General features: G+C 36.6%; 29 protein-coding genes and 1 riboswitch. Of the genes, 2 read left to right on the top strand and 27 right to left on the bottom strand.

Going from position 1 to position 25,201, the window contains the following annotated elements:
- Nucleotides 1-94: 94 nt before the first annotated feature.
- The 11 genes from DS745_RS00420 to DS745_RS00370 are packed head-to-tail and all read right to left on the bottom strand — an operon-like array spanning nucleotide 95 to nucleotide 10,065.
- Nucleotides 95-679 (bottom strand): cob(I)yrinic acid a,c-diamide adenosyltransferase, encoded by a 585-nt coding sequence (locus DS745_RS00420; RefSeq protein WP_129076233.1) that lies wholly within the window; start codon nucleotides 677-679, stop codon nucleotides 95-97.
- A 12-nt stretch (nucleotides 680-691) separates the two neighbouring features.
- Nucleotides 692-1,132, bottom strand: a complete 441-nt coding sequence (locus tag DS745_RS00415) for a bifunctional adenosylcobinamide kinase/adenosylcobinamide-phosphate guanylyltransferase (RefSeq protein ID WP_129076232.1) — start codon at nucleotides 1,130-1,132, stop codon at nucleotides 692-694.
- A complete protein-coding gene (locus DS745_RS00410) occupies nucleotides 1,081-1,716 on the bottom strand; it encodes a histidine phosphatase family protein (protein WP_241657708.1) in 636 nt (211 codons plus the stop codon). Before DS745_RS00410 ends, DS745_RS00415 begins: the two co-directional genes overlap by 52 nt.
- A complete protein-coding gene (locus DS745_RS00405; RefSeq protein WP_129076230.1) occupies nucleotides 1,674-2,474 on the bottom strand; it encodes an adenosylcobinamide-GDP ribazoletransferase in 801 nt (266 codons plus the stop codon). The genes DS745_RS00410 and DS745_RS00405 overlap by 43 nt, the downstream gene beginning before the upstream one ends.
- Nucleotides 2,471-3,988: a cobyric acid synthase gene (locus DS745_RS00400; RefSeq protein ID WP_129076229.1), complete on the bottom strand. Its 1,518-nt coding sequence runs from the start codon at nucleotides 3,986-3,988 to the stop codon at nucleotides 2,471-2,473. Before DS745_RS00400 ends, DS745_RS00405 begins: the two co-directional genes overlap by 4 nt.
- The gene (locus DS745_RS00395; RefSeq protein WP_161568128.1) at nucleotides 3,960-4,550 is read right to left on the bottom strand and encodes a bifunctional adenosylcobinamide kinase/adenosylcobinamide-phosphate guanylyltransferase; all 591 of its coding nucleotides are present in this window, start codon (nucleotides 4,548-4,550) and stop codon (nucleotides 3,960-3,962) included. Before DS745_RS00395 ends, DS745_RS00400 begins: the two co-directional genes overlap by 29 nt.
- The gene (gene cobD, locus DS745_RS00390; RefSeq protein WP_129076227.1) at nucleotides 4,544-5,620 is read right to left on the bottom strand and encodes a threonine-phosphate decarboxylase CobD; all 1,077 of its coding nucleotides are present in this window, start codon (nucleotides 5,618-5,620) and stop codon (nucleotides 4,544-4,546) included. The genes DS745_RS00395 and cobD overlap by 7 nt, the downstream gene beginning before the upstream one ends.
- Nucleotides 5,607-6,563, bottom strand: a complete 957-nt coding sequence (cbiB, locus tag DS745_RS00385; RefSeq protein WP_129076226.1) for an adenosylcobinamide-phosphate synthase CbiB — start codon at nucleotides 6,561-6,563, stop codon at nucleotides 5,607-5,609. Before cbiB ends, cobD begins: the two co-directional genes overlap by 14 nt.
- Nucleotides 6,560-8,035: an adenosylcobinamide amidohydrolase gene (locus DS745_RS00380; protein ID WP_129076225.1), complete on the bottom strand. Its 1,476-nt coding sequence runs from the start codon at nucleotides 8,033-8,035 to the stop codon at nucleotides 6,560-6,562. Before DS745_RS00380 ends, cbiB begins: the two co-directional genes overlap by 4 nt.
- Before the next feature lie 16 nt (nucleotides 8,036-8,051).
- Nucleotides 8,052-9,104: a FecCD family ABC transporter permease gene (locus DS745_RS00375; RefSeq protein WP_129076224.1), complete on the bottom strand. Its 1,053-nt coding sequence runs from the start codon at nucleotides 9,102-9,104 to the stop codon at nucleotides 8,052-8,054.
- Nucleotides 9,067-10,065 (bottom strand): ABC transporter substrate-binding protein, encoded by a 999-nt coding sequence (locus tag DS745_RS00370; RefSeq protein WP_129076223.1) that lies wholly within the window; start codon nucleotides 10,063-10,065, stop codon nucleotides 9,067-9,069. The genes DS745_RS00375 and DS745_RS00370 overlap by 38 nt, the downstream gene beginning before the upstream one ends.
- A gap of 226 nt (nucleotides 10,066-10,291) precedes the next feature.
- A riboswitch (cobalamin riboswitch) is annotated at nucleotides 10,292-10,478 on the bottom strand.
- Between the two features lie 117 nt (nucleotides 10,479-10,595).
- On the opposite strand from DS745_RS00370, the gene DS745_RS00365 reads away from it, so the two are divergent.
- Nucleotides 10,596-11,117 (top strand): MogA/MoaB family molybdenum cofactor biosynthesis protein, encoded by a 522-nt coding sequence (locus DS745_RS00365; RefSeq protein WP_129076222.1) that lies wholly within the window; start codon nucleotides 10,596-10,598, stop codon nucleotides 11,115-11,117.
- 88 nt (nucleotides 11,118-11,205) lie between these two features.
- Here DS745_RS00365 and DS745_RS00360 read toward each other — a convergent pair whose 3' ends face one another.
- From DS745_RS00360 to DS745_RS00285, 16 genes are all read right to left on the bottom strand, one after another.
- Nucleotides 11,206-12,993 (bottom strand): ATP-binding protein, encoded by a 1,788-nt coding sequence (locus tag DS745_RS00360; protein WP_129076221.1) that lies wholly within the window; start codon nucleotides 12,991-12,993, stop codon nucleotides 11,206-11,208.
- Nucleotides 12,993-13,709 carry a response regulator transcription factor gene (locus tag DS745_RS00355; RefSeq protein ID WP_129076220.1) on the bottom strand — a complete coding sequence of 239 codons (717 nt, stop codon included), beginning with the start codon at nucleotides 13,707-13,709 and terminating at the stop codon, nucleotides 12,993-12,995. Before DS745_RS00355 ends, DS745_RS00360 begins: the two co-directional genes overlap by 1 nt.
- Before the next feature lie 218 nt (nucleotides 13,710-13,927).
- The gene (gene ccsB, locus DS745_RS00350; protein ID WP_129076219.1) at nucleotides 13,928-15,112 is read right to left on the bottom strand and encodes a c-type cytochrome biogenesis protein CcsB; all 1,185 of its coding nucleotides are present in this window, start codon (nucleotides 15,110-15,112) and stop codon (nucleotides 13,928-13,930) included.
- A 96-nt stretch (nucleotides 15,113-15,208) separates the two neighbouring features.
- On the bottom strand, nucleotides 15,209-16,828 hold the full coding sequence (gene resB / locus DS745_RS00345) for a cytochrome c biogenesis protein ResB (protein WP_129076218.1): 1,620 nt from the start codon (nucleotides 16,826-16,828) through the stop codon (nucleotides 15,209-15,211).
- A 10-nt stretch (nucleotides 16,829-16,838) separates the two neighbouring features.
- The gene (gene resA / locus DS745_RS00340; RefSeq protein ID WP_129076217.1) at nucleotides 16,839-17,369 is read right to left on the bottom strand and encodes a thiol-disulfide oxidoreductase ResA; all 531 of its coding nucleotides are present in this window, start codon (nucleotides 17,367-17,369) and stop codon (nucleotides 16,839-16,841) included.
- 59 nt (nucleotides 17,370-17,428) lie between these two features.
- Nucleotides 17,429-18,160: a pseudouridine synthase gene (locus DS745_RS00335; protein ID WP_129076216.1), complete on the bottom strand. Its 732-nt coding sequence runs from the start codon at nucleotides 18,158-18,160 to the stop codon at nucleotides 17,429-17,431.
- Nucleotides 18,161-18,329: 169 nt separating this feature from the next.
- Complete coding sequence (locus DS745_RS00330; RefSeq protein WP_129076215.1) at nucleotides 18,330-18,866, bottom strand: spore maturation protein; 537 nt, start codon at nucleotides 18,864-18,866, stop codon at nucleotides 18,330-18,332.
- Nucleotides 18,866-19,462, bottom strand: coding sequence for a nucleoside recognition domain-containing protein (locus DS745_RS00325; protein ID WP_129076214.1), 597 nt, complete (start codon nucleotides 19,460-19,462; stop codon nucleotides 18,866-18,868). The genes DS745_RS00330 and DS745_RS00325 overlap by 1 nt, the downstream gene beginning before the upstream one ends.
- Nucleotides 19,455-20,612 carry a D-alanyl-D-alanine carboxypeptidase family protein gene (locus DS745_RS00320; RefSeq protein ID WP_129076213.1) on the bottom strand — a complete coding sequence of 386 codons (1,158 nt, stop codon included), beginning with the start codon at nucleotides 20,610-20,612 and terminating at the stop codon, nucleotides 19,455-19,457. The genes DS745_RS00325 and DS745_RS00320 overlap by 8 nt, the downstream gene beginning before the upstream one ends.
- Nucleotides 20,613-20,765: 153 nt before the next feature.
- Nucleotides 20,766-21,623, bottom strand: a complete 858-nt coding sequence (locus DS745_RS00315; RefSeq protein ID WP_196121184.1) for a DUF421 domain-containing protein — start codon at nucleotides 21,621-21,623, stop codon at nucleotides 20,766-20,768.
- A 35-nt stretch (nucleotides 21,624-21,658) separates the two neighbouring features.
- Nucleotides 21,659-21,865 (bottom strand): DUF1657 domain-containing protein, encoded by a 207-nt coding sequence (locus DS745_RS00310; protein ID WP_129076212.1) that lies wholly within the window; start codon nucleotides 21,863-21,865, stop codon nucleotides 21,659-21,661.
- 11 nt (nucleotides 21,866-21,876) lie between these two features.
- A complete protein-coding gene (gene spoVAE / locus DS745_RS00305) occupies nucleotides 21,877-22,227 on the bottom strand; it encodes a stage V sporulation protein AE (protein WP_129076211.1) in 351 nt (116 codons plus the stop codon).
- Nucleotides 22,224-23,240, bottom strand: coding sequence for a stage V sporulation protein AD (gene spoVAD, locus DS745_RS00300; protein WP_129076210.1), 1,017 nt, complete (start codon nucleotides 23,238-23,240; stop codon nucleotides 22,224-22,226). Before spoVAD ends, spoVAE begins: the two co-directional genes overlap by 4 nt.
- Nucleotide 23,241: 1 nt before the next feature.
- The gene (gene spoVAC, locus DS745_RS00295) at nucleotides 23,242-23,721 is read right to left on the bottom strand and encodes a stage V sporulation protein AC (RefSeq protein WP_129076209.1); all 480 of its coding nucleotides are present in this window, start codon (nucleotides 23,719-23,721) and stop codon (nucleotides 23,242-23,244) included.
- A gap of 20 nt (nucleotides 23,722-23,741) precedes the next feature.
- Nucleotides 23,742-24,176, bottom strand: a complete 435-nt coding sequence (locus DS745_RS00290; protein ID WP_161568127.1) for a YhcN/YlaJ family sporulation lipoprotein — start codon at nucleotides 24,174-24,176, stop codon at nucleotides 23,742-23,744.
- 128 nt (nucleotides 24,177-24,304) lie between these two features.
- On the bottom strand, nucleotides 24,305-24,508 hold the full coding sequence (locus tag DS745_RS00285) for a DUF1657 domain-containing protein (RefSeq protein ID WP_129076207.1): 204 nt from the start codon (nucleotides 24,506-24,508) through the stop codon (nucleotides 24,305-24,307).
- A gap of 154 nt (nucleotides 24,509-24,662) precedes the next feature.
- Here DS745_RS00285 and DS745_RS00280 point away from each other — a divergent pair, with 154 nt between their 5' ends.
- Entirely contained in the window at nucleotides 24,663-25,184 is a 522-nt protein-coding gene (locus DS745_RS00280; protein WP_129076206.1) for a hypothetical protein, read from the top strand.
- Nucleotides 25,185-25,201 lie beyond the last annotated feature (17 nt).

Raw genomic sequence — 25,201 nt, 5'->3', positions numbered from 1 at the left:
GGAAGGGGACACAAACTGATGAATAGATAAATGTAATTATTTTACAAATAAAAAAATGAGCAAAAACAAAAGCTTCTGCTCATTTCAAGAGGATTTAGTTACTTTCTTTTTTGCTTTTAGGATCTCGAAAAACTAAGGCACTACGCTCATATTCAACATCCTTTACACCTAGACGATGATTAATTACCCGAGCGATAGCAAAGAAATAATCGGATAAACGATTTAAATATTTAAGAACAACAGGATTGGTTTCATCAAGCTTTTGAAGTTGAACTACTAATCGCTCAGCCCTTCTAGTCACAGTCCGACAGATATGTACAGTAGCAGATGCTTGTGAACCACCAGGCAGGATAAACCTTTCTAATTCAGGTGCTTCTACAATGTATTGATCTATACGTTCCTCAAGAAAGGTAACCATCTCGTCGGCTGCTTTATAAGGATACTTTGTAGATATCATTGCCAGATCTCCACCACAATCAAAGAGCTCATGTTGAATTTTCTCAAGCTCGGCCAAGATATCTGCAAATATTTTCGCATCCAACTGCGTAACCGCTAGACCTACGAAGCTATTCAGTTCATCTACAGTACCATATGCCTCTACACGGACATGGTCCTTATCTAATCTTCCGCCAATAACGCTTGTCTTTCCTTCATCACCTGTTCTAGTATATAATTTCATCCTTTTCTCCTCCTATGCTTTTAATACTTGCTGTAAACCATACCAAATTAACGATACTTCTCTTGCTTGACTTGATAATACTTGAAAACATCTACCTACCTCGTCACGGTTCATACGTTGCTGCTTGTCGATGGGTACTATCCCTTTTCCCATGTCCGTCCCGATTATTATAACTTGTCGGTTTAAAAACGCATCTTCCCACTTTTTTATCTTTTCGACCCATGTTTGAAACGAACTGATACTACTTATGAGTACTTGTTGATTAGTAATTATCAATTGCTCAACACCCTCTATTACAACATTATTCGTCTTAACCTCTGTTAATTCAAAGGAATCAAGAGATAATTCCTTACTATAACCATTTATCCAAGTATAGTCTTTATGATTTAAACAGAAATGTTCTATAACCCAGTTCTTTTTACCATGAAAGGCTCCACCAACGACGAAGTGCATGAACTCCCTCCTTTTAATAGGTTTTTACGGTTCCACGATAAGGTGTAGCCACAAAAATGTTCGATGCTCCATTCCCACCAATCTTTTTTGCTTTCTTTTGGTGAAAAGTACGTTAATAAAAACCGGATAGGACCACCGTGCGTAATGAGCAAGACATTTTTAGTTTCTTCGTTCTCAAACACTGTGATTAACTCTTTCCAAAATTCCAATACACGGGTTTCTAATTGTGTATACGCTTCTCCTTTAGGAGTTGTTAGTAAAAAAGGGGCACGTAGCCATTGTTGATATTCTTTTTGATCTTTTAAATCATTGTACGTTTTTCGTTCCCATTCACCAAAATGGAGTTCTCTTAAACGAGAATCCTTGATTATCGTAGATCCAGGAACTAATAAGCAGGCTGTTTCGACACATCTTTTCAGGTCACTAGAAAAAACTTTCTGAAAAGACCTTTCTAGTGTAGGAATTCTAACCTCATTTAGACTGTTCATATCAATACTCACATCGGTCCAACCTATATATCGCTTTTCAAGATTCTCCTTCGTTATCCCATGACGAAAGAGAGTAATAGATACAATGTCATCCATAACCAAAGCTCAGATCCCTCCACACTAGCTCCCAGTGTATCACCTGTAATTCCACCAAAAGCAATACGATCTAACAGCATTGCAACAAAATAAAAAACAACACTACTAGCAACTAACCAACAAAAGAAAAAAACTGTGTATGGCAGAAAGAAGCATAGTATAAGAAAGATACTTATCGTCAGAACTAGATAACTTAAACTATCTTTTCTTTTAATAAGTTTCCTCATCGCAAAAGCCATTCCTTCAGCTCTAGCTAAGTTTCCAAAATAAAGTTTTAACCCTAAGATCATTCTCGATAAAAAAGGGATAAAAACAATTACGAAGTACTCGTAAGTACTCAGCAAAGTAATAACTTCATATATGATCACTAGCTTCCAAGCCAATAATAAGAACAACGAAATCGCTGCAAAAGCACCAATTCGAGGGTCCTTCATTATTTCTAGTTTTTCCTCCTGACTTCGATAAGAGAAAAATGCGTCACTACAATCCATCCATCCATCCAAGTGTAGACCACCCGTGAATACAATCCCTATTGTAACTAGTAATAGGGCTAATACTATAGTAGAAACATGTGTCCAATGAGTTACCATGTACAAAAAGCTAAATAAAATCATTCCTAAACAAAAACCGACAATTGGATAGCAACTCACTGACACGCGGATTTGCGCTTGCTCATACGGAATCTGCTTTCTAATAGGAACTGTTGATAGTAATTGAAATGCAAGTGCAAGTCCTTTTATCAGTACTTTCCACTTCATTTAGCTTCTCCCCAGTGCTCGATAATGTCAATAATTGAAGCCACATCTACATGTTCTTCCACAGTAGCTGCTAGCCGATTGTAAGCTGATTGCTTCTTCTCTTGATAATTATGAGTTTCTACAGAGGCTTTCTCCGGTAACTTTTTCTCAGCTCTAATTTGATTTAACCAAAAACTTCGCCATTCATCGTTGTGAAACAACTGGTGAAAATATGTACCAATTATTTTACCCGTTAAATCGCAGACACCGTCTAGTTGATTAGTATCACATTTTATAAATGGGTGAAACCTCCCGTCAACATCATGAAGTTTCGTTTCACCTAGATGTATTTCATAACCTTCAACAACAATATTTCTATCAGCTAGATTCCAGATTGTTCCCTTGCTTTTTTTTACTTGTTTATCTTTATTAAATACAGTAGTTATGGGTAGAACATTTAACCCTTCTACCTGGTGGTGCTTAACACCTGTATCTGTTCCTGCTTCATCACAAATCTCTTTCCCCAGCATTTGATAACCGCCGCAAATTCCAACAATTCTTCCGCCGTTTTTAACAAAAGATACTATAGCCTCGTCTAGACCCTTTCTCTTTAAAAACTCTAAATCATTTATTGTACTCTTTGTACCAGGAAGAATGATTGCATCAGGGCATTCAAGCTCTTCGGGATGATCAATAAACCTGATCGATACATCTTTCTCATAGCGAAAAGGTTCAAGATCAGTAAAGTTTGATACATATGGTAAATTAATAACAGCCAAATCAATACCGGATGTATTCTTTCCTCTTATTTGCCCAATAGCTAAACTATCTTCTGCTTCAATACCTATTTCGTCTAAAAACGGTACTACACCAAAAATACGCTTTCCTGTATAGGCCTCTAGCCAATTTACACCACTATGAAACAGGGATATGTCTCCCCTAAATTTATTGATAATAACACCTACAACTCTTTTACGCTCTTTTTCAGACAATAGTTGAAGGGTTCCGACTATCGTTGCAAATACACCACCACGATCAATATCTGCTACTAGAATTACTGGAAGATCTAATGTTTCAGCTACTTTCATATTCACAATTTCACGATCATTTAGGTTAATTTCTACAGGACTTCCTGCACCTTCTACAACAACATATTCGAATTGCTCCGAAAGCTTCTTTGTTGCTTTCTCTATAGCCTTAAGTCCAGTTTCGTAAAAATGTTGACGATATTCTGCTCCTGAAAACGAATGAAGCGATTTTCCAAAAATTATTACTTCAGAAAAACTATCACTTCTTGGTTTAAGTAATATAGGATTCATGTAAACACTCGCCTCAATATTTGCTGCTTCAGCCTGAATACCTTGGGCTCTACCTATCTCACCGCCATCATTTGTGACATATGAATTATTGGACATATTTTGCGATTTAAATGGCGTAACCCGTAAACCACGATTGCTAAAAATTCTACATAGGGCAGTACATAAAACACTTTTTCCAACATCTGAACTAGTTCCTTGAAGCATGATACCCTTCAATGTTCTCACACCCTTTCATCAAAAGAGGAATTCCCGCCTCTATCAAATAAACGATACTTGCTTTTTCTACGATCTTTTGATGAAGATAACCAATTAGTTTCATGTAGGTTAATGTCGCTTGATCATAGTTTAATCCACCATTCAAAAGCTCATTTGAAACGAGAAGTAAGGTTATGTTCTTGTTTTTGATCTTGTCTAGAAAGATAAGTATTTTTTTCACTTGCTCTTCTTGATAAAGGCGGTCACTCCATTTACCCTCTTCATAAAATAGCTCGTTAGCAAGCAAGGTAGTTAGGCAATCTAGTAAAATAATCTGGTTGTCACTCAATTCTTTCACCAGATTTTCAATTTGCCGTGGTTGCTCCCAAGTTTCCCAGGTGAAGCCACTCATCAATCGATCCTCTTGATGTTTTTGAATACGCAAGCTCATTTCTGAATCATAGAGTTCACTTGTGGCAATATAAATTAATTTATTTTTCACAGGCGTTAGGAATGACTGCGCCAATGTTTCTGCAAATGAACTCTTACCACTTCTAACACCGCCAGTAATAAAAATCAGCAAGTCTCCCTCCACCTTCGTAAAACATTTAATAAGTAGTTATTCTCTTCGGTCGTCTTGATTGCTAACCTAATATATTGTCCTTGTAATGAAACAAAGTTATATGTATGACGTGGAATAATACCATTTACTATTAAAAATTTTATAAGGGCTAGACAATCTTCCTTTTTATCTTTTTCTTTTAAAAGATAGTAATTAACTTGAGAATTTGATACTTCATAGCCTAGTTCTTCTAGTAACGGGAACAAACGTAATCGCTCGTTCTTCATAAATTCCTGTGTGTTTCTTACATGGACATCATCTTGCAAGCATTCCAGCCCTATTTGTTGAGCAAGCCCATTGATACTCCAAGGATGTTGGAGTTTTGAAACACTTGCAATCACTGTCTCATTGGCAGCCATAAAACCTAAACGAAGCCCAGCTAGTCCATACATTTTTGTCAGTGATCTCAAAATAATGAGATTGTCATACTGGTTAACTAGTTGTATCAACGTTGTCCCATGTTCTTGAAAGTCGAAAAACGCTTCATCGATAATCACTGTTACATTGTATGAAGATAATTTTTGAATAACGTGTATCAGGTCCTCTGGAGGATAAGAAACTCCTGTAGGGTTATTTGGATTACAGATAAATAAGACATCCTTTTGCTGACAGCGCTTTACTAGTTTCTCCTTATTTAACTCCCAAGGATGACCCATGATAATACCTTCAATATCACAACCAAAAGCAACACAAGCCTCTCGATATTCAGAAAAAGTTGGCTCTAGGATTGCTACCTTTTTTTTCTGAAAGTACATCGCTAGTAAATAAATTAACTGGGCAGCTCCATTTCCTAGTAACAACTGATTCCTCTGCACATTTTCCTTTGTTGAAAGGAATTCGATGAATTGCTCTGAACTTGGATCAGGATACTTACTAATCGACTCAATATACTGATTCCAGTTAGCAATAATATGGTTTTGAAGCGGAAATGGATTCGTATTCACACTAAAGTCGATCGTATTCTCAGATTGAGAAAGGTGTAAAGATCGAACTAAATGTTCTGGGTTAGCGCCATGATTAGGTAATTGCATAAATAATACCCCCTAACACCCATAAGATAAATAGAAATCCAATACAAGTTCTTAACATAATTGTGTTACTTCTCAGAATGTGATCCCGTTTTAGTGGAGTGATTGGATCACCCATAAAAGCACGTATTGATTCAACTCCTTGATAGGTATTACGGCCACCTAATTCAATTCTTAAGAGAGTTGCCATAGCTGCTTCTAACCAACCACTATTCGGACTCGGATGTTTTCTAGCATCACGAAACAATACTTTAAAGCATTCTTGTTTCTTATTTACACTTGGATTTGCTAGTAACATAGTGACAGCAGAAAGACGACTTGGAAGCCAATTTAACAGATCATCAAAACGTGCAGATGCCCAACCATATTCAAGGTAGCGAGCATTCTTATAACCTACCATTGAGTCGCATGTATTCACAGCACGATAAATCACTGCTAACACACCACCTCCAATCAACGCGTAGAAAAGTGGGGCAGTGATCCCGTCACTCGTATTTTCAGCAACAGTCTCAACTGTTCCTCGGACAATCTCTCCTTCTGGTAGGTGTTCCGTATCTCTCCCTACAATCATCGATAAGTTCTTTCTGGCCAATTCAAAATTGTTGTTTTTTAGAGGAACATAGACCTGAAGAGCTGCATCCTTAAGACCTTTCGTAGCAATAGTCGTGGATATGATGAAAGCTTCAACAGCTAGTCCAAGACCCCAATGAATGTAATAACAGATAGATAAAATAGCAAATACAACTACAGCAATTATAAATAAGTAAGAAATTAAGAAAAATATTCCCTTCCCTTTTCGGTGATTTCCTTTATTTAGAGTTTTTTCGAATAGGGATATTAGTTTTCCCATACCTACCACAGGATGCGGTAGGCGTTTAGGATCGCCAATAAGTAAATCAATCATAAAGGCCAAGGTTAAGGCTATTAGATGTGTTTCAATAGTCATGGTGTGAACAATCTCCTTTTATTACGTTCGATTGCCTTTTGTGTTGCTTCGTGAACTAAGAGACCAATAGCTTTCCCAAGAGCGGTAATCGATCCTGCATATGGAAACTCTTTCCCTTTTTGAGTTGCAGCAATCATAATACTATCAGTCGAGGTACCTGTGGCGATTGTACCCATAACTGGATCTAGTATTTCTTCGTCATGCAATGCCTTAGCTTTGGCCTCAGTAGCAGTTACCAGCGCTTGAACAAAAGCAGCTTCAGATAGGTTTCCATCAATAAATATCCAGGTATTTATTGTTCCTACTGTCGCCTTTTTCCCATCATGAAGATAAGCTTTAGAAACATCGACAGCATTAGATAAACCTGCTGTGACCATGACAAAGACAGTAAATTCTTCAAATTCCTTTATAATAAACTCTGCATCCTCCAGGACTGCAGCTGTCATCATGCCGACAGTTTCCGATACATCAAAGTTCTTTGCAGTTAAAAACTGTTTGTATTCCGTTTTTGGATCATCACAATTATAATGTTTATCTACATGACGATTGATGAACGTTCTTTCCCAACTAAATCCTGCACCCACTACTGCAGACGATAGTGTTTTAAACTGGAAAGGACTTTGAATAGCGATATATTCGTTATTTTGAGTAACAACTAATTTTTGTAGCAAGTTATCTTTTTCTGTTTCTTCATGTTTAGGGAGTAGGGTTATTAAAGGCTTTGGGACAACAGGATGTTCTTTTCTTTTTAATGATGTTTGATAAACCTTTTCAAGTTGGCTTTCTTCAAGAACAATACTAGGCTTGTTTAGATCGACCTGTTTCCCATTTTCCATTAAAAGAATACGATCACAATACAAACTAGCCATATTTAAATCATGGAGTATGGCAATTACAGAGAGAGAACGATGTTTTGCCCAAGTTTTTAAAGAATCCAATAGACTAACTTGAAAAGAGATGTCCAAATGATTTGTAGGCTCATCTAGAAGAAGAAGTTTTGGTTCTTGAGCTAACGCTCTAGCTAACAATACACGTTGCTGCTCTCCGCCACTTAGTGTGTGGAGGTATTTATCCCGAAAGTCATATACTTGTGTTTGTTTCATAGCCTCTAAGACTATTCGTTTGTCTTCATTACTATTCGTATTGAACATTCCTCGTTGGTATGGATATCTCCCTAATGAAACAATGTCCTCTACACAATACGTAAAGGACGTTTCAGTATTTTGAGGTAGAACAGCAACTTCTCTAGCAAGTTCTTTCGAAGAATATGATTCGAGCAGTCGGTCATTTAAGAAAATATCCCCATTATTTACAGGTAATAAACCACTTAATAATTTTAATAAAGTTGTCTTACCACTACCATTAGGACCAAGAATTCCTAATACTTCACCTTTTTGTAACGAGAAAGAGATGTCTTTTATGATATTTAACCCATTGTACCCGCCAGATAAACCATTCACTTGTAATAACATGTTGACCTCCAACTACTTAAACTTTCCTTGCCTTAAATAAAATAATCCCAAAAACGGGACCACCTATTAATGCTGTAATGACACCTATTGGAATTTCTGTTGGCGCAATAATTGTTCTCGCTACCAAATCTGCAAGTATTAAAAAAGCTCCTCCATTAATGCAAGCTAATGGTAATAAATGCTTATGGTCTGCTCCCCAGAGTAATCTTACCAAATGCGGGATAACTAAACCTACAAATCCAATTGTTCCTGACACTGCCACTGCTGAACCAGTTAACAATGAAGCTCCTACTAGAATGAGCAATTTCCTTGCCTGTATGTTTACACCAAGATGCTTTGCTGTTTCTTCACCGAAGCTTAGTGCGTTTAATTCTCGCCCATTAAATAATAGGAATAACGTACCTATTATAAAAAATGGGACCTGTAATTTTACATACTCCCATCCTCGCATTGAAACACTGCCCATGAGCCAACCAATAATCTGTCTTAGTTCTTCTCCTGTTAAAGCTATCATTAATGATATCAAAGATCCCAAAAATGAACTAAAGATTATACCCGTTAAGATAATAGTCTCTACAGACATTTGTCGGTGAATGACTTTTGCAAAGGAAATGACCAAAAGCAATGTAAGAAAACCAACAAGAATACTGACAATCGGCAACGTCATTTTTCCAACAAAAGGTAACGAAATACCGAAGAAGAGAACAAATACTGCACCTAATGCAGCACCTGATGATACCCCTAATGTATAAGGATCAGCTAATGGATTTTTTAAAAAACCTTGAAAAGCTGCTCCCGCAAGAGCTAAGGAAGCGCCAACTAACATAGCTAACAGCACTCGCGGGAGACGTATATTCCAAATAATATTAACTAACATTGGTTCAACTAATTCTAGGAATGGACTATAAAATAGCTTTCCCATAATAACCATTAGTATTTTCCAAATAGGAATTGAGACACTCCCTATTGAAATTCCTATAAATAACGCAATAATTAATAATACAAATGAAATAATGTAAGGAACTAAGGTTCTAGTCGTTGAAAACTTCTGGGTAAATAAGTTTTGCAAGTTGTCCTACTCCTTCAGCTAAACGAGGACCTGGTCTTGATAATGTGTCAGCATTAACATCAAAAATTTGTTCATTTTGTACAGCTGATACCGAGTCCCAACCAGCACGTTCAAGAATTTGTTGCTTCGGATTTTCAACATAATAACCGTACGTAGTAACAATAATATCCGGATTTAATACGATTACATCTTCTTCAGAGAATTGAGCCCAACCTTCAACTCCGCTAGCGACATTTGTTGCATTGATTGTTTCTAAAATCTCATGCATAAATGTATTACTACCTGTTGTCCAAAGAGTAGGATCAATTTCGAGCCATACTTTACGTTTTTCTTCACCTTTGACTTCGGCTGCTCTTTGACTAATTTCAGCAAAGCTTGCCTTTAAATCGCTAATAATTCGATGACCATTTTCAGAGAAGCCAGTTGCAACTGCAACAATATCAATCGCTCCGTATACTTCTTCAAATAAGTCTGAGTTACCTACAACTACTACAGGAATACCAGCAGCACGAACTTGATCTAACTTGTCCCCTGCAGCATACAACCCACCCTCATGAGCTAAAACTAAATCAGGCTCTAAAGATAACAATGTTTCTAAGTCAAACTCCATTTGCCCAACAGAAGCTACATCTAAAGCTTCAGCAGGGTAATTACACCAATCGCTTCGACCAACTACGTTTTCTCCTGCACCAACAGCAAATAAAGTTTCAGTAACACTAGGCATAAGTGAAACAATTCTAGTTGGTTGTGACTCAAGAGTTACTTCATTACCAACTGCATCAGTTATGGTTAATGGAAATTGTTCAGTAGTTACAACTTCCTCTTGATCTGCTACTTCCGTTTTTTCTGCGTCAACTACCGCAGGCGCTTCCTCCTGCTTTCCTTCTTCTGGACTCGTGCAGCCTAATACTACGGTAGCTGCTAAAAATAGTGATACTAGTAAAAGCATCCATTTCTTCATTTTTCCATACCCCTTTTCTTGTGTTTGGATGTAATTCAATAACAAGGATAAAACTCAGTCAGAAAAACTACATTGTTGCTTTTACATGACTAATCCAATCTTTTTGGTGAAAAAAATAAGTAAAAAAAAGAAAAAGTTCCCTTCAATGGGAACTTTTTGGTAGTCAGATATATGCAAAGTCACTAATAACTATGTACATAACTGCTTCCCCTTTTCCTCGAAGGTTTCACATTATTTCTTAAAGGCAGGTCTCCTGACTTACGCATTAACAAATGTTTTTCCTTCCCATCAAAGTATGACAGTGGACTTACAAAACATTCTAGCGTTTACAGTGGCGGGACCGTGTTGGAGTTACACCAACTTCCCTTTTAACACTTTACTTTAATAAAGTGACCTTAAAGAATACATTATTGATTTACTATTCCCATTATACATAATTATCCTAGTTTGAGAAGACCATTTTGTTTTCTTTTTTCAAATTATGGTATAATTCTACATGTATTTAGTTTATTTTATAGGAGGTTTTATCGATGGGAGTAGAAGAACATCGGAAAGAAGCGCCCAAAACGGTTAGTTGTATGATTATTACTGTTTCAGATACTCGAACTGAAGAAACAGATAAGAGTGGTCAACTTATAAGGGAATTATTAGAGGCAAACGGCAACTACAATGTCATCGACTATCATATTGTGAAAGATGAATACACTCAAATTCAATCACTTATTAGAGAAGCATCAGAACGTCCCGAGGTAGAAGCAGTTCTACTTAATGGGGGAACAGGTATTACATTTAGAGATACTACATATGAAGCTGTAAGAGATATGTTAGATAAAGAAATGCCAGGGTTTGGAGAGATATTCAGATACTTAAGTTACGCAGAAGATATTGGCCCAGCTGCTATTTTAAGCCGAGCTATTGCTGGAGTTCGTGGCGCAACAGCTGTCTTCTCGATGCCAGGATCAAGCGGTGCTGTAAAGCTAGCCATGACGAAATTAATTGTACCAGAATTAGCACATGTTATGCGTGAGATATATAAGGATGCCAAAAAATAAAAAATTCCCCTAAGGGAATTTTTTATTTTAAGTTAGCAATTTTATTTGTTAATGTTTCATAAGAAACAATCTAATTCTTTCTAAAAATCTATAATTCCTCATTTTTCGAAGGGATAAAGAAGGAAAATGTCGTACCTTCTCCTAACTTACTGTGTACTGAGACATGACCACCATGGGCCTCGACAATATTTCTTACAATAGCTAGTCCAAGTCCTGTTCCAGACCTTCCTCTCGTTCTAGCTTTATCCGCTTTATAGAAACGTTCGAACACAAATGGTAAGTCCTCTTCAGGAATACCAGAACCAGTATCACGAATATCTACTTTAATTCCTTCTCTAAGTGGCGAAACAGCTAGTGTTACTGAGCCTTGATCACTAGTATGTCTCATCGCATTATCGATTAAATTAGTAAATACTTGCTCAAGTCGATCTGGATCAACCATGATTACCTCTTCCACATCGGCAATCTCGGCCTTTAACACAATGTTATGGTCTTTAGCCAACCCTTGAAATTTGCGTAAAATTCTTCTAGAGAACTCTCGAATATTTACAGGTTCTATATTTAATTGAATATGACCAGCTTCCATTCTTGCTAAGTCAAGAAGTTCGTTTACAAGGCGCCCCATTCTTAGAGACTCATCATAAATGATTTGAGCAATCTCTTTCTTTTCCTCTTCAGAACCAGCAATGTCATCGATTATTGCCTCGCTATAGCCTTGCAACATGGCAATTGGAGTTCTTAATTCATGTGAAACATTTGCAATAAAATCTTTTCGAAGTTTATCATGTAGCCTCTCCTCAGTCATGTCTCGGAGTACTGCTACTGCCCCACGAACGAAATTTTCGTCATAAAGTGGCGTCATTAGTACAACCCATGTACGACCTTGTACGTCTACTTCTACCATTTGTTCTTTTTCTAGTGCAACAACTTGCTGAAACAATTTCTTTATCGCAGCAGGTAGATCATCTGTTACATCCCCACTCTTTAAACTCTGTTCAAAATACCAAGCCTGAATAAATTGCTCAGCTGGTGGGTTTGTAACTACAATACATCCCTTTCGATCTAAGGTAATAACACCATCTGCCATACTACTCAGAATTCTCGATAGCTGTTCTTTTTCTTGATTTAAAGCAGTTAGGTTCGTGTTTAAGACCCTACCCATACGGTTAAATGCCATTGCTAGAGAACCAATTTCGTCTCTTGTTAAAATAGGTACTTTTGTATCAAAATTACCTTTTGCGACTTCTAAAGAAGCTTGTCGCATTTTACGAAGTGGGGCCGTAATTCTGGTGGATAAGAAAAAGGCAAAAATAGTTGTTAACACAATCGCAATTCCTGCAGCTAAAAATATAATATTTTTTGTTTGGGTTAATGCTTCTTCAACAACTTCTAAATATTGATAGAGATAAAGTACTCCCGTTCGATTTTGTACCAATTGAATAGGCATACCGACAACTAATACTTCGTTATGAATTTCTTCCCCATCTGAATAAAAAGGAAAGTCACCTCTTGTAATAATTACCTCACCATCAGTAACTACCTTTAGTAACTCTGGATTTGTCTCAAAAAGTTCAACTGGAATTTTATCATTCTCGTTTGGATAATACCAAAACTCATCACCATCTAACACTAACAATAGCTTCATTGCATAGTTATCAATGATTCGCTGTGTTGTTGAAAGAGCCGCTTCCTCAGTTTCGTATTCTTCTAAAATGGAAGCAATCATTACCGCGTGATTTGTAAGTTGTTCTTCTGCCTGATCGGTATGAAACTTCTCAAAATACTGCAAAAGCATAATTGTTAGTACCGTTAAAACTACCGATACTAACAATAAAAACGTAAACCAAAGCTTTCCAACGACACTTCGCCAGAACATTACTCTTTCACTGCCTCAAATTTATACCCAACACCCCATACAGTTGAAATCATCGCTGCAGCATCTGGCGAAATGCGATTTAACTTTTCACGGAGACGTTTTATGTGAGTATCAACTGTCCGTAAGTCTCCAAAAAATTCATAGTTCCAAACATCTTTCAACAACTGTTCACGAGCAAACACTTTATCAGGTGACTGAGCTAAATAGAAAAGCAACTCATACTCTTTTGGCGTTAAACTAATTTCCGCTCCATCAACGGAAACTCTATGAGCATCGTTATCAATTGTTAAATGCGGAAACACTAATACATCTTTTGAAGATGTTTCTGTTTGTAAAAACTTTGTTGATGAAGATCTACGAAGTAACGCTTTGACACGAAGGACAACTTCTCTTGGACTGAATGGTTTAACGATGTAATCGTCAGTACCTGCTTCAAAACCTTGAACACGATTTGCTTCTTCACCTTTTGCTGTTAGCATAATAATCGGTGTTGCCTTTGATTTGCGAATTTCTTGGCAAACTTCAATTCCATCCATGCCAGGCATCATAATGTCTAATAAGATTAAATCATAATTATTTTCAACAGCCATATGGAGTGCAATTTCTCCATTTTCTGCGTCATCTACCTCATAATTCTCTCTTTCAAGATACATCTTTAAAAGACGGCGGATACGTTCTTCGTCATCGACGACTAGAACTTTTGCTTCTTTTGACATAAAAAAACTCCCCCTCAAACATTAAAGTACAATATAACCTATACTTACTATAAGTATGTTACATAATAATATATTTTAACATAACATCTATTTTTGACTATATAAATTTGTCAATTAACAGCAGTGTTTGGTTTTTGGTCACAATAATGAAAAATCATGGGAATATAAAATTTTCAACAATTTAAAAAAGCTTCAGGTTTTATCCTGAAGCTTTTGTCCTATGCATATGAATGAAGACCTGCAATAACTAAGTTAACGAAGATTAAGTTAAACATAATAATCGCAAAACCGATAACACATAACCAAGCTGACTTTTCTCCATGCCAACCTCGAGATAATCTAAGGTGTAGGTATGCTGCATAAAATAAGAAAGTTATTAAAGCCCATACTTCTTTTGGATCCCAAGCCCAAAAACGAGTCCAGGCAATCTGTGCCCAAATCATCGCAAAAATCAATCCACCTAACGTGAAAATTGGGAACCCAATTGCAATCGCACGGTAGCTTATTTCATCAGCGGCTTGTGGACTAACTCCACGTAGTAATGGCTGAAACAATTCTCCTACTTTTCTTCTCGTTACAAGTCTTATTAAATAATACAAAATCAAGCCAGTGAATAAAGACCAAATAACTGTGTTTAAGTCACCACTTTTGATATTAGGATGAACACTAAAGAAAGGAGACATCTTGTCTTCTGTTAAAAGTACATATTCATTTGGACCTACAATTGGAGGTAGGTGATAAACCATCTCTGATTCAATACCCTTCTCGTTTACGTAAGTAAATTGAGCTTCATAATTCAAGGCATTAAATGTAGAAGTAATTAGAATAAAACCAACTAAGCTTATAATTGAATACATCACAAATTCAATTGCTTTTACTTGCTTATCATTCTTTTTAAAATCTATCACTCTTAATAAATAAATGAGACCACCGGCAAACCCAATGGCTAGAATTCCCTGTCCTAAAGCCGTTGTAATAACATGAATTTTTAACCAAATACTTTGTAACGCTGGGATAAGTGGTGAAACTTCTCTAGGGAACATCGATGCATATGCAATAATTAGCATAACGACTGGCATTGAGAAAAAGCCCAGTACATCGGCCTTATAAATTGGATAGATAATAACAAATGCCAACGACATCATAATCCCTAAGAAAGTTGTATACTCAAACAGATTACTTACTGGAGCATGTCCTGCTACATACCAACGTGTGAAAAAATAACCAAGAGCAAATAATAACGCCAAAACTGCCGTAATATATCCTAACAAACCAGCCTTATTTTTTTCTTCTCCTGCTTTATTCTTAAACTTTTTTCCTGTTAGCGATACAGCAAAAAAGATAGTAGCCGCTAAATAAAGAAAAAAGGCTGTTAATAAGAGATTACTACTTAATTGAGCCACTTACATTACCTCCTTAAATGAAAACACGAATGTAGAATGAAGGTACCTCATACTTGGAAGCATCATTACCGCCATTCTACACTTTACATTACTATTCTACATTTTTTTCTCTTCTTCTTCCACTTTATCGATTGGCATAGTCAGTTGTGTTGAATTAACGACTATTTCAATGTCTTTTTTCAGACCAAACCAATTCTTGTTTGTATGAGCTGAAATCCAAAGTTCATCATTAACCTTTTGTATCCAAATACGTCTATGTGTCCAATACATTCCCTGGATAAGTCCAACCATAAAAATAAATCCACCAACAAATAAAAGTCCAAGTGTATAGTCTTTACGGACTACTAAGTTTGTAACATGATTCATTTCAATATCTACAAATCTCATTCTGTGTGTATTCTCTCCACCAATATCTTGGTTCGTTTGTATCCCTACGAAAGAGATTTCTCCTTCTGGTTTATCAGGAGAGATCATTTTAAAAATAAAGGCTGGGTTATTTGGAATACGGGATTGTGATGAAGGCGTACGATTATCATCGAAATAAAAGTCTGGAAAATATTCAATGATTTCTATTAGATAGCCATTACCTAAATCATAAATTGAATTAGGATCGTATGTCGACACATCAATTCTACCGAAACGATTACCTGTGGCATTTTCCTCAAGTTCGAAACTCATCTGACTTATCTCGTTTTGCTTGAATGCATATTGATAAAGAGCATATCCATGAAATTTAAATGGATCATTCACTTTTATGTCATGTCTAGCAATTTCGACTAACTCTGGTTCTTTGCCAACAACTCCGTCGTCAACTCTTTGAAATAAGGTTGCTGAGGTTTGATAGGTTTTTACGACAGGGCTTCCTACACGCATTAAAGCCTCTCTGAAACGCTCATCTGTATCATCGTAAAACTCTACCATAAATCTGTCATTTCTTAGAAAGAATTCTCCATCGGTTCCTCGGACAACAACAGTTTCCCCTTCTCTAACCCAAATATTATCATCAACATACATTCCTGGGAAAAACCGTAACATACAGCCTATTAAAAAGATAATTAGTCCAATGTGATTGACGTAAGGGCCCCATCTTGAAAAACGGCCTTTCTCGGCAACAATATTCCCATTTTCCTCAGAAATGTTATATTTCTTCTTTTGCAATAGTTGTTTTGACTCTTCAATTGTAGCATCTAAGTTATCCACCTTTGAAACACCATGCACACGCTGTCTTTGAAGGAAGCTCTCATGACGAGTTACTCGCTGTGTTTTTAATGCTCTGTGTAGTGGAACAACACGATCAAGACTACAAATAATTAATGAAACACCTAGTGATGCAATTAATAACATGTACCACCAAGAATTATATAAGTCATGAAAACCAAATGAATAATAAAGTTGTCCTAAAATTCCGTACTCTTCTTGATAAAAAATACTTGGGTTTGCCCCTGGCGGAATATAAAATTGCTGCGGAAAAATAGTTCCTACACTTGAAGCAACTAATGTAACAATAATAATCCATATTCCAACCTTGACACTTGAAAAAAAGTTCCAAATTTTATCGATTATTGTTTTATTATAAGTTTGTGACCTACGTGCGACACCTTCATAACGCATGTTAAGTAAACCTTTTTCTTCATCAAAAAAAGGTTTTCCACATGATTCACATATGACTGTGCCATATGGATTTACGTGTCCACACTCACATTTCACCTTTTCCATTCATTACACCTCATTGGGAAGTAGGCAAGATTTTCTGAACATAGTTTTCTACTATTTGTTCTGTCATCCCACCAATTCTACGTTCAATGACAACTCCATTTTCATCTATCAAAAAAGTTGCCGGTAATTCTCTTACACCGTAAACCTGACTAACTTGTAATCCTCGATCCAAAAGAATTGGGAATGTTAGTCCGTAACGACTTACAAATCTCTCTATAGCCAATGGGGCTTCATCAAAGTTTACCGCAATAATTTCAATTCCTTGGTCCCTATACTGTTGGTAATTATTCTCCATGTACGGCATCTCATCACGACATGGTGGACAAACCGTTGCCCAAAAGTTTAAGAAGACACCTTTCCCCTTTAAATCCGCTAATTCAATCTCGTTACCGTCTAAATCAGTTAAAACAAAGTTAGGCGCCATGTCCCCTACACTAACAATATCTTTTTGATTAAAAAAGCTTGTATAAAAGGTATAACCTAATGCAACAGTTATCCCTAGTAGAACAACAAGGCGAGTAAAAAAACGACGATTTTTCATAGTTGTACCCTCCCCCTTAACAATCTCTATCTTAACACTATTTTAACGTTAGAAACAATTTAATTGAATTTCTTTTTTTCTGCTATTTCCCTTAATTGTTTCACTTCATGTGGTCTTAATTCTCTAGCCTCACCTGTATTTAAACCTTTTAATGTTAGGAACCCATACATTTCACGTTTAAGTTTTAGAACAGGGTGTCCGATAGCTTCAAACATTCTTCGCACTTGACGATTTCTTCCTTCGTGAATTGTAATTTCAATAATCGAAGTCCCTGTTTTCGGATTACCGGAAACAAACTTTACTCTTGCTGGTGCTGTTTTTCCATCTTCTAACATAATACCTTTTTCAAGTTGTCTTAGCTTCTCTTTACTAGGAACACCTTGAACTTTTGCCACATACATCTTTTGAACTTTGTATTTCGGATGCATCAGCATATTAGCAAAATCACCATCATTCGTTAACAATATTAGCCCCGATGTATCGTAATCTAACCTTCCTACTGGAAATAGTCGATGTTCATTACTGAAAAAGTCGGTAACTACCTTTCTACCCTTATCATCACTAACACTAGAAATAACACCTGAAGGTTTATATAACATATAATAAACCGGCTCTTCTCGATCTAGAGGAACACCATCAACTTCCACTTTATCCTTTCTAGGAGTTACTTTTGTACCTAATTCTGTTACAACTTCTCCATTAACTGTAACTCGCCCTTGAGCAATTAACTCTTCTGCTTTTCTTCTTGATGCTACTCCTGCTTGTGCAATAACCTTTTGTAAACGTTCCATTTCTTCCACCTCATACATATATTAATTTTTTCTAGTCGATGATTTCAAGGAAATTACCTTATATTTTTTGAAACTCAAGACAAATGTAAGATAATTACTTATATATTTTGTCCAAAAAAAAGAAAGACACACTTTTATGTGAGCCTTTCTTACTTTTATTATCATAACTTTACATACTACCAAAAACAAGTGTCACCACAACAATTGATGCGATAATTCCAACTAAATCAGCAAGTAAGCCAACCTTTAAGGCATCTCCCATTTTTCTAATCCCCACTGCCCCAAAATATACTGTCAGAACATAGAAGGTAGTATCTGTACTTCCTTGCATCGTAGAAGCCAGTCGCCCGATAAAAGAATCCGGACCGTAGGTGGCTATTAAATCCGACGTCATCCCTAAAGCACCTGTTCCTGAAATCGGACGAATAAAAGCTAGTGGAACAATTTCCGTCGGCATACCAATTGCTTGTAATGCGGGTTTTAAGATATTTATAAAAGCATCCATCGCACCTGATGCACGAAACACTGAAATAGCTACTAACATTCCTACTAAGTAAGGGATAATTGATATGGCCATCCCAAACCCTTCTTTTGCTCCGTCTACAAACGTTTCATAAGTAGGAACACGCTTCATTGTTCCATAAAGCAACACAAAAACAATGAGTAAAGGAATGAGCCATATTGAAATTGTACTAATCCAAGACATTATAATTCCCTACCTTTTCTAACACGGCGATAGTAAAAGAAGCGATCGATCATAATAGCCGCTAATGTCGAACATGCTGTAGCGATTAAAGTTGTACCAACAATCTCTGTGGGATTTGCTGATCCATAATTCATCCGAATTGATATTACAGTTGTAGGGATTAATGTAATACTTGCGGTATTTATAGCAAGTAACGTAATCATTGAACGACTTGCCGTGTCTTTATCTCCATTAAGTTTCTTTAGCTGTTCCATTGCTTTTATTCCCATTGGAGTAGCAGCATTACCTAAACCAAATAGGTTAGCAGTCATATTGGACAATATATAACCCATAGCCGGATGATTACTTGGAACCTCAGGGAAAAGCCTTGTTGCAATTGGCTTCATAATTTTCGCCAATCCTTCTAGTAACCCTGAAGCTTGGGCAATTCTCATTAATCCTAACCAAAATACTAGAATACTAATTAATCCAATACAAATTGTTACGGCATCCTGGGCACCTTTGAAAATAGCCTCATTCACAGCTTCCATCGTGCCATTTATCGCAGCAAAAATAATCCCGATAAGTAACATTAGCATCCATATAATATTAACCATCTTTATTCACTCCTAGGGTGAGAAAAATGATTTCTACAAATCTAGTCCAGAAACTCTTTTTCTCTTCCTCTAGCTTTCCAATAAAAGATAACGGTACTTCACCAATATTTGTTCCTTTTAACTCAATTGTTATTTTTCCTACTGGATTAGGTACCCCTCGCTCCTTCCATTCATCTACTGGATTATAAAGAGTAATCTTTTTATTCACTAATTGTTTTTCCTCTGATGTGACTGGATATTCAAACGAGTAATTAGCACTTACTTTATTTTTATAGAAGTCATCTTTAATATTTTTAACAATCCCCTCTTCAACTACAGGGAGAACTTCAAATGTTTCAAAGCCCCAATTAAACATATTCATATGGTCTTGCCAATCACTAGGTGCATTCAAAGTAACTGCAATTAAATTTTTATTATCCCTTGTCGCAGTTGAAACTAATGTTCGTTTAGCTCTTTTGGTATACCCTGTTTTTCCACCTGTTGAATATTTATATAGCTGAGTTAGTAATCGATTTTTATTTTGCCAAATACGATCCCAATTTTCACCCTCTTGAGGTGCTCGGTAACTCTTCGTTCCAGAAATCACTCGATATTCTTCATTCTTCATGGCATATCGTGATAAGAGAGCCATATCATAGGCGGTTGAATAATGCTCTTCATGATCATCCAAACCGTGAGGGTTATTGAAAACCGTATTACGCATCCCTATTTCGCTAGCTTTTTCATTCATTAGGTAGATAAATCCATCGAGACTTCCTCCCACATGTTCAGCAATTGCTACCGCTGAGTCATTTCCTGAGCGAAGCATTAGTCCATACACTAAGTCTTCAAGCTTAATTTTCTCTCCTAACCTTAAATAGAGCGACGAACCTTCTGTTCCAAACGCATTACTACTAACTGTAACGATTTCGTCCATTTTCCCAGATTCAATCGCTAAAATGGCCGTCATGATTTTCGTAATACTTGCGATACGTAATTGCCTATGCGCATCTTTCTCATAAAGAACTCTTCCACTTTCTTGTTCCATTAAAATGGCAGCTTGGCCAGAAACGGAAAAATTATATGCACCAACCGTTGTTGTTGATATTGAAAATAGTAATAAAAATACTATTACAATTACATTCATCTTAACAAAACTTTTTTTCACCATTTTCTATACCCCGTCCCTTTTCATGTTTTGTACAAGTGTATGCACAAAAACAAGCCTTATGATTAGAGTTTAGAATAAATACGAAAATTACAAATCACTGTTTCATAAGAAAAAGGGATAAAACAACTTATCAGCCGTTCTATCCCAGAGGGTTTAGTGTAGATATTTGGAAACCTTTTTTATGACATCATCCATTTCAGCCGCACAGTGTTCAAACATGGTTTTCGCTTGCTGATTTTCTGTTTGTAATGAAAAAATTTCTAAATCCGCCTGTGTTTTCTTAATGGATGCAAGAAGTAGAGGCTTTTCTTTTTGCTCTGGAACCTTTATTTTGTCGTCAAACAAGTCTAGAGTAAGTTCCCCATAGCTATCAACTTGCCCAATAAATACATTCTCAATAGCAATTGCTTGCTTTTCTAATTCACTTTCTAACCAACCACGGTTCAATCCAATTGTAGCTAACGCTTCGTCCATTACCTTCCCATCCATAATAACTGTTTGTGGCTCTTTCATAGGTGCTACAGGAATAAGCATATCTTTTGCCGTTAATGGCTGATTTTCTTTCTTAAGTAAAACATTAATATCGCCACTAGACTCAAGTACTGCGAACTCCACATCAGCAACCTTAAAAACATTTTTCGCCCGCAATTGCTTTAACAAATCATCCGTTGTGTACCTCTGTTTCTTTAAATTATCCTCTAATACTTTCCCATCTTTTATAACAGGTAAGCCCTTTCCATGAACAAAATTTCGAAAAGAAACACTTTTCAACGAAATATAATTTATTATCCCAACTATCGCCAACCAAGTAATTAACGCTGTAATTGTATAGCCAACAGGAATTCCGATATGAAAGGACCCCATTGCTAATATAATCGCAATGATCAACATTGCCGATGCCTCAAAGTAGGAGAATTGTGCAATGGCACTTCTTTTAAAGAACTTTGGGGCCATAAGTAAGACCAAAAAAGCAACAACTGATCGAAGAATGATTTCAACCCAACCTGGTATTGTCACAAGAACCCTCCTTTCCTTACATAGAGGCTTTATAATCCTTTATACTGTGGTTCTTCAAACTCTAACTCCCCTACCCTAGCTTCTAGTTGCTGAACAACTTTTCTTGTTTTCAAGCAAGACTCATGAAAGGCAAGCTGAGCTTCTTCATCTAGAGATTTGATTGATAGACTATTTAGATTTGCTTCAATACTTTTTAAACTAGCTAAGCATTGTTTAACCTGTGAACCTACTGTCATACGTGTCTCTCCTATCCTTTTGGCTTGAATACCAAAGCAGCCATAAATCCGAATATAATTGCTGCTGATATACCTGCACTTGTCACTTCAAATATCCCAGTAATAACTCCTACAAGCCCATGCCGTTCTGCCTCAGCCATAGCACCATGAACAAGAGCGTTACCAAATGATGTAATCGGAATAGTTGCACCCGCTCCCGCAAAATCGATAAGTCGTTCATATAATCCTAGTCCATCAAGAATGGCACCACTAACAACAAGAGTACTCATCGTATGAGCAGGCGTAAGCCTTAGTACATCCATTAACACTTGTCCAATAACACAAATAATACCTCCGACAACGAAAGCCCAAAAAAAGATCATTCTAAAGCACCTCCTGCTTCAATTGAAACAGCATGAGCAATACACGGGATCGTTAATTTCTGTTGGAAAGAAAGTGGTGAGAGTAGTGCACCAGTTGCTACAATTAGCATTCGTTTTATTTCGCCTTTTCTCATTCGATTTAATAAATGGCCGTATGTAACACTGGCGGAACAACCTGAGCCACTCCCACCAGCAAATACCGGTTGATCTTCTTTATAAATTAACAAGCCACAATCCTGAAAACGTTCTTCTTTAACTGGGATACTATGCTTTTTAAACAAATCAAGTGCGATATTTCTGCCAATTGTTCCTAAATCGCCCGTAAAAATATAATCATAATAAGACGGCTCTATGTTGCGGTCTTTCAAATGAGCACTAATTGTATCAACAGCTGCTGGTGCCATTGCTGCTCCCATGTTAAACGGGTCAGACAGTCCCATATCAACAACTTTACCTAATGTTGCCGAAGTAATGATAGGTCCGTCTCCCTCTTTACTCACAATCGCAGCTCCTGCTGCAGTAACAGTCCATTGGGCAGTTGGCGGTTTTTGTCCGCCATATTCTGTTGGATAACGAAATTGTTTTTCAGTTGCGGTATTATGACTCGCAGTTCCTGCTAAAACATACTTACCATGTCCACTATTGACAATAAGTGAAGCTAAAGCTAATCCTTCCATCGATGTTGAGCATGCTCCAAACAATCCAATAAAAGGAGAACCAAGGCTACTGCACGCAAAACTTGAAGGAGTAATTTGATTGATTAAATCGCCAGCTAAAATAAAATCAATCTGTTCTTTTGTAAGACCGGCTTTTTCTACTGCTTTCGAACAAGCCTCCTCAAACATCACTTTTTGTGCTTTTTCATAAGAGTCTTGTCCAAGCCATAGATCACCATGAATCGTGTCAAAGTCATTAGGGATTTTTCCATTCCCTTCAAAGGGACCACCAATGGTTCCGGTCGCTACTATTTTCGGTTTGTTTTCAAATGCCCATGTACGATGACCTACTAACATCTTATAGTCCACCCCACTGAATAAGAATTGTTTTAATAATGGCAACAACAAAGGCTGCAAATGTTCCAAAAACGATGACAGACCCAGCTAATTTAAACATATTTCCACCAACCCCTAATACATACCCCTCTGAGCGATGCTCAATTGCTGCTGAAGCCACCGAGTTTGCAAAACCCGTAACAGGTACAGCACTACCAGCTCCAGCGAACTGGCCAATTCGATCATAAACACCAAACCCTGTTAATAACACTGCAATAAAAATCATTGTGGCAACAGTCGGGTTACCTGCAGTTCTTTCATTAAACTCAAAAAAGTGTACATAAAATGTTTGAATAAACTGACCTATAAAACATATAAATCCACCAACAAGGAAAGCTTTAATACAATTCTTCATAACAGGTCGTTTAATTTCACGCTTTTTTGCTAAGCTTTGATATTCTTGTTGAACCGGGGTTAAATTTTTCTTTTTTTGATCTGACATGCTCCCACCTCTTCTCTAGATTAACCTTTCATAAAGTCCTCAATTCTTGACCATCTTTTTTCAATTTCCGACTTTTTGATTTTATTCTCGTACAATTCCTTCTCTAGTTTTTCTAATTCAAGAAATACTTTTTTATCTGTTGAAACATGTGCTTTTGCATCTGGAAAACGCTTTTTAATCTTATCTGCGGCTTCTTTGCGAATCCTATCTAAGAAAAGACGGTCAAATTGTTTAACTTTCAGTGCTACGAAAATATCACCTTCGAGAGTTGCTCCTCTTACTGCTACCACTTCATCCATTGAAAGAACGATTTGTTTTGCCTCATCTGCTTTTGTTTGGTCAAAGATCTTACTTTGCCCCCCTATATAAAGGGGCTTAACATCACCTTGTCCTGCAACATTACAACCAGAAATAAAGAATAGAATAATTAGTAAAAAAACTGCAACCTTATTCACAAAACTCATTCCCATCTTTTTTGTTTATTCACTGAGTATGTATTTTTTTCAATTATGACTGCTTTTATGTAAAGAGAAAGAGTGATGATGACTTTTCTTGGTTGAAGCCAAACATCACACTTAGTTAATTAGTTCTTATATTGTGGCTCTTCTTGCTCAATTTCCTGTAATCGTGGTGTTAGTGTATCCACAATCATTTGTGTTTGTTGGGCACAATTTTGATAGATTTGTTTTGCTTGCTGGTTATCTGTCTGCAAAGCAAAGGTTTCAAAGCTAGCTTGAGCACTCTTTAACCCTGCTAGTGTTTGTTTAACTTGGGCTGCGACTGTCATATTCTTTAACCTCCATAAAGTATGAACTTGGTTCTGGGTACTTTCATATTCTTGATCTCTTTACAAAATGTATTCTTCCAATAATGACCAATTTAGAAATTTTGAACTCTTTTTGTTATTATGTTCAATGAAATAAAATAATTTGGAGGGAAAAATGAATTTATTTGAAACTGCCATTACTATTGCTTTATTTCTGATATTTATCATTACTTTTTTTCAGTTTTTACTCTCAATAAAACTTTTCAAGAGCTTAAACATTCAAAAAAATAATCCAACAGAGGTATCCCCTTCTAGTGGAAAAAAACTTGAGCAACAGCTTAAAGAAGAACTAACATTGACTGTCCTATTAAAGATGTTTACAGTCCGTAATGCTGTTCATAAACAAATAGGAAACGTCCATGCAAAAGCAATTGAACTTGCTCCCCATGACGTTGGTATAAGTGAAGTATTGCTTGAAAAACATTTCAGTTTAGAAGAGCAAACAATGATTAGATCTTTTTGGGAGCTTTTTAGTCAATATAAAGCCTCCTATTGGATTACTAAAAATGAAAAGGTAAAAACTGTTTTTACCGGAGATATTGAAAAGAGGTCTGGCGATGTTGGTAGGATGATCCTTGCTTCAGAAAATTTGGTAAAAAAACTTGATTTGCTTCTTATAGAAATGCAGAATAGCTAAAAAACTGGATGCTGGAC

Source organism: Anaerobacillus alkaliphilus, assembly GCF_004116265.1.
Taxonomy (GTDB): Bacteria; Bacillota; Bacilli; order Bacillales; family Anaerobacillaceae; genus Anaerobacillus; species Anaerobacillus alkaliphilus.
This window is presented reverse-complemented; position numbering and strand designations above follow the sequence as displayed.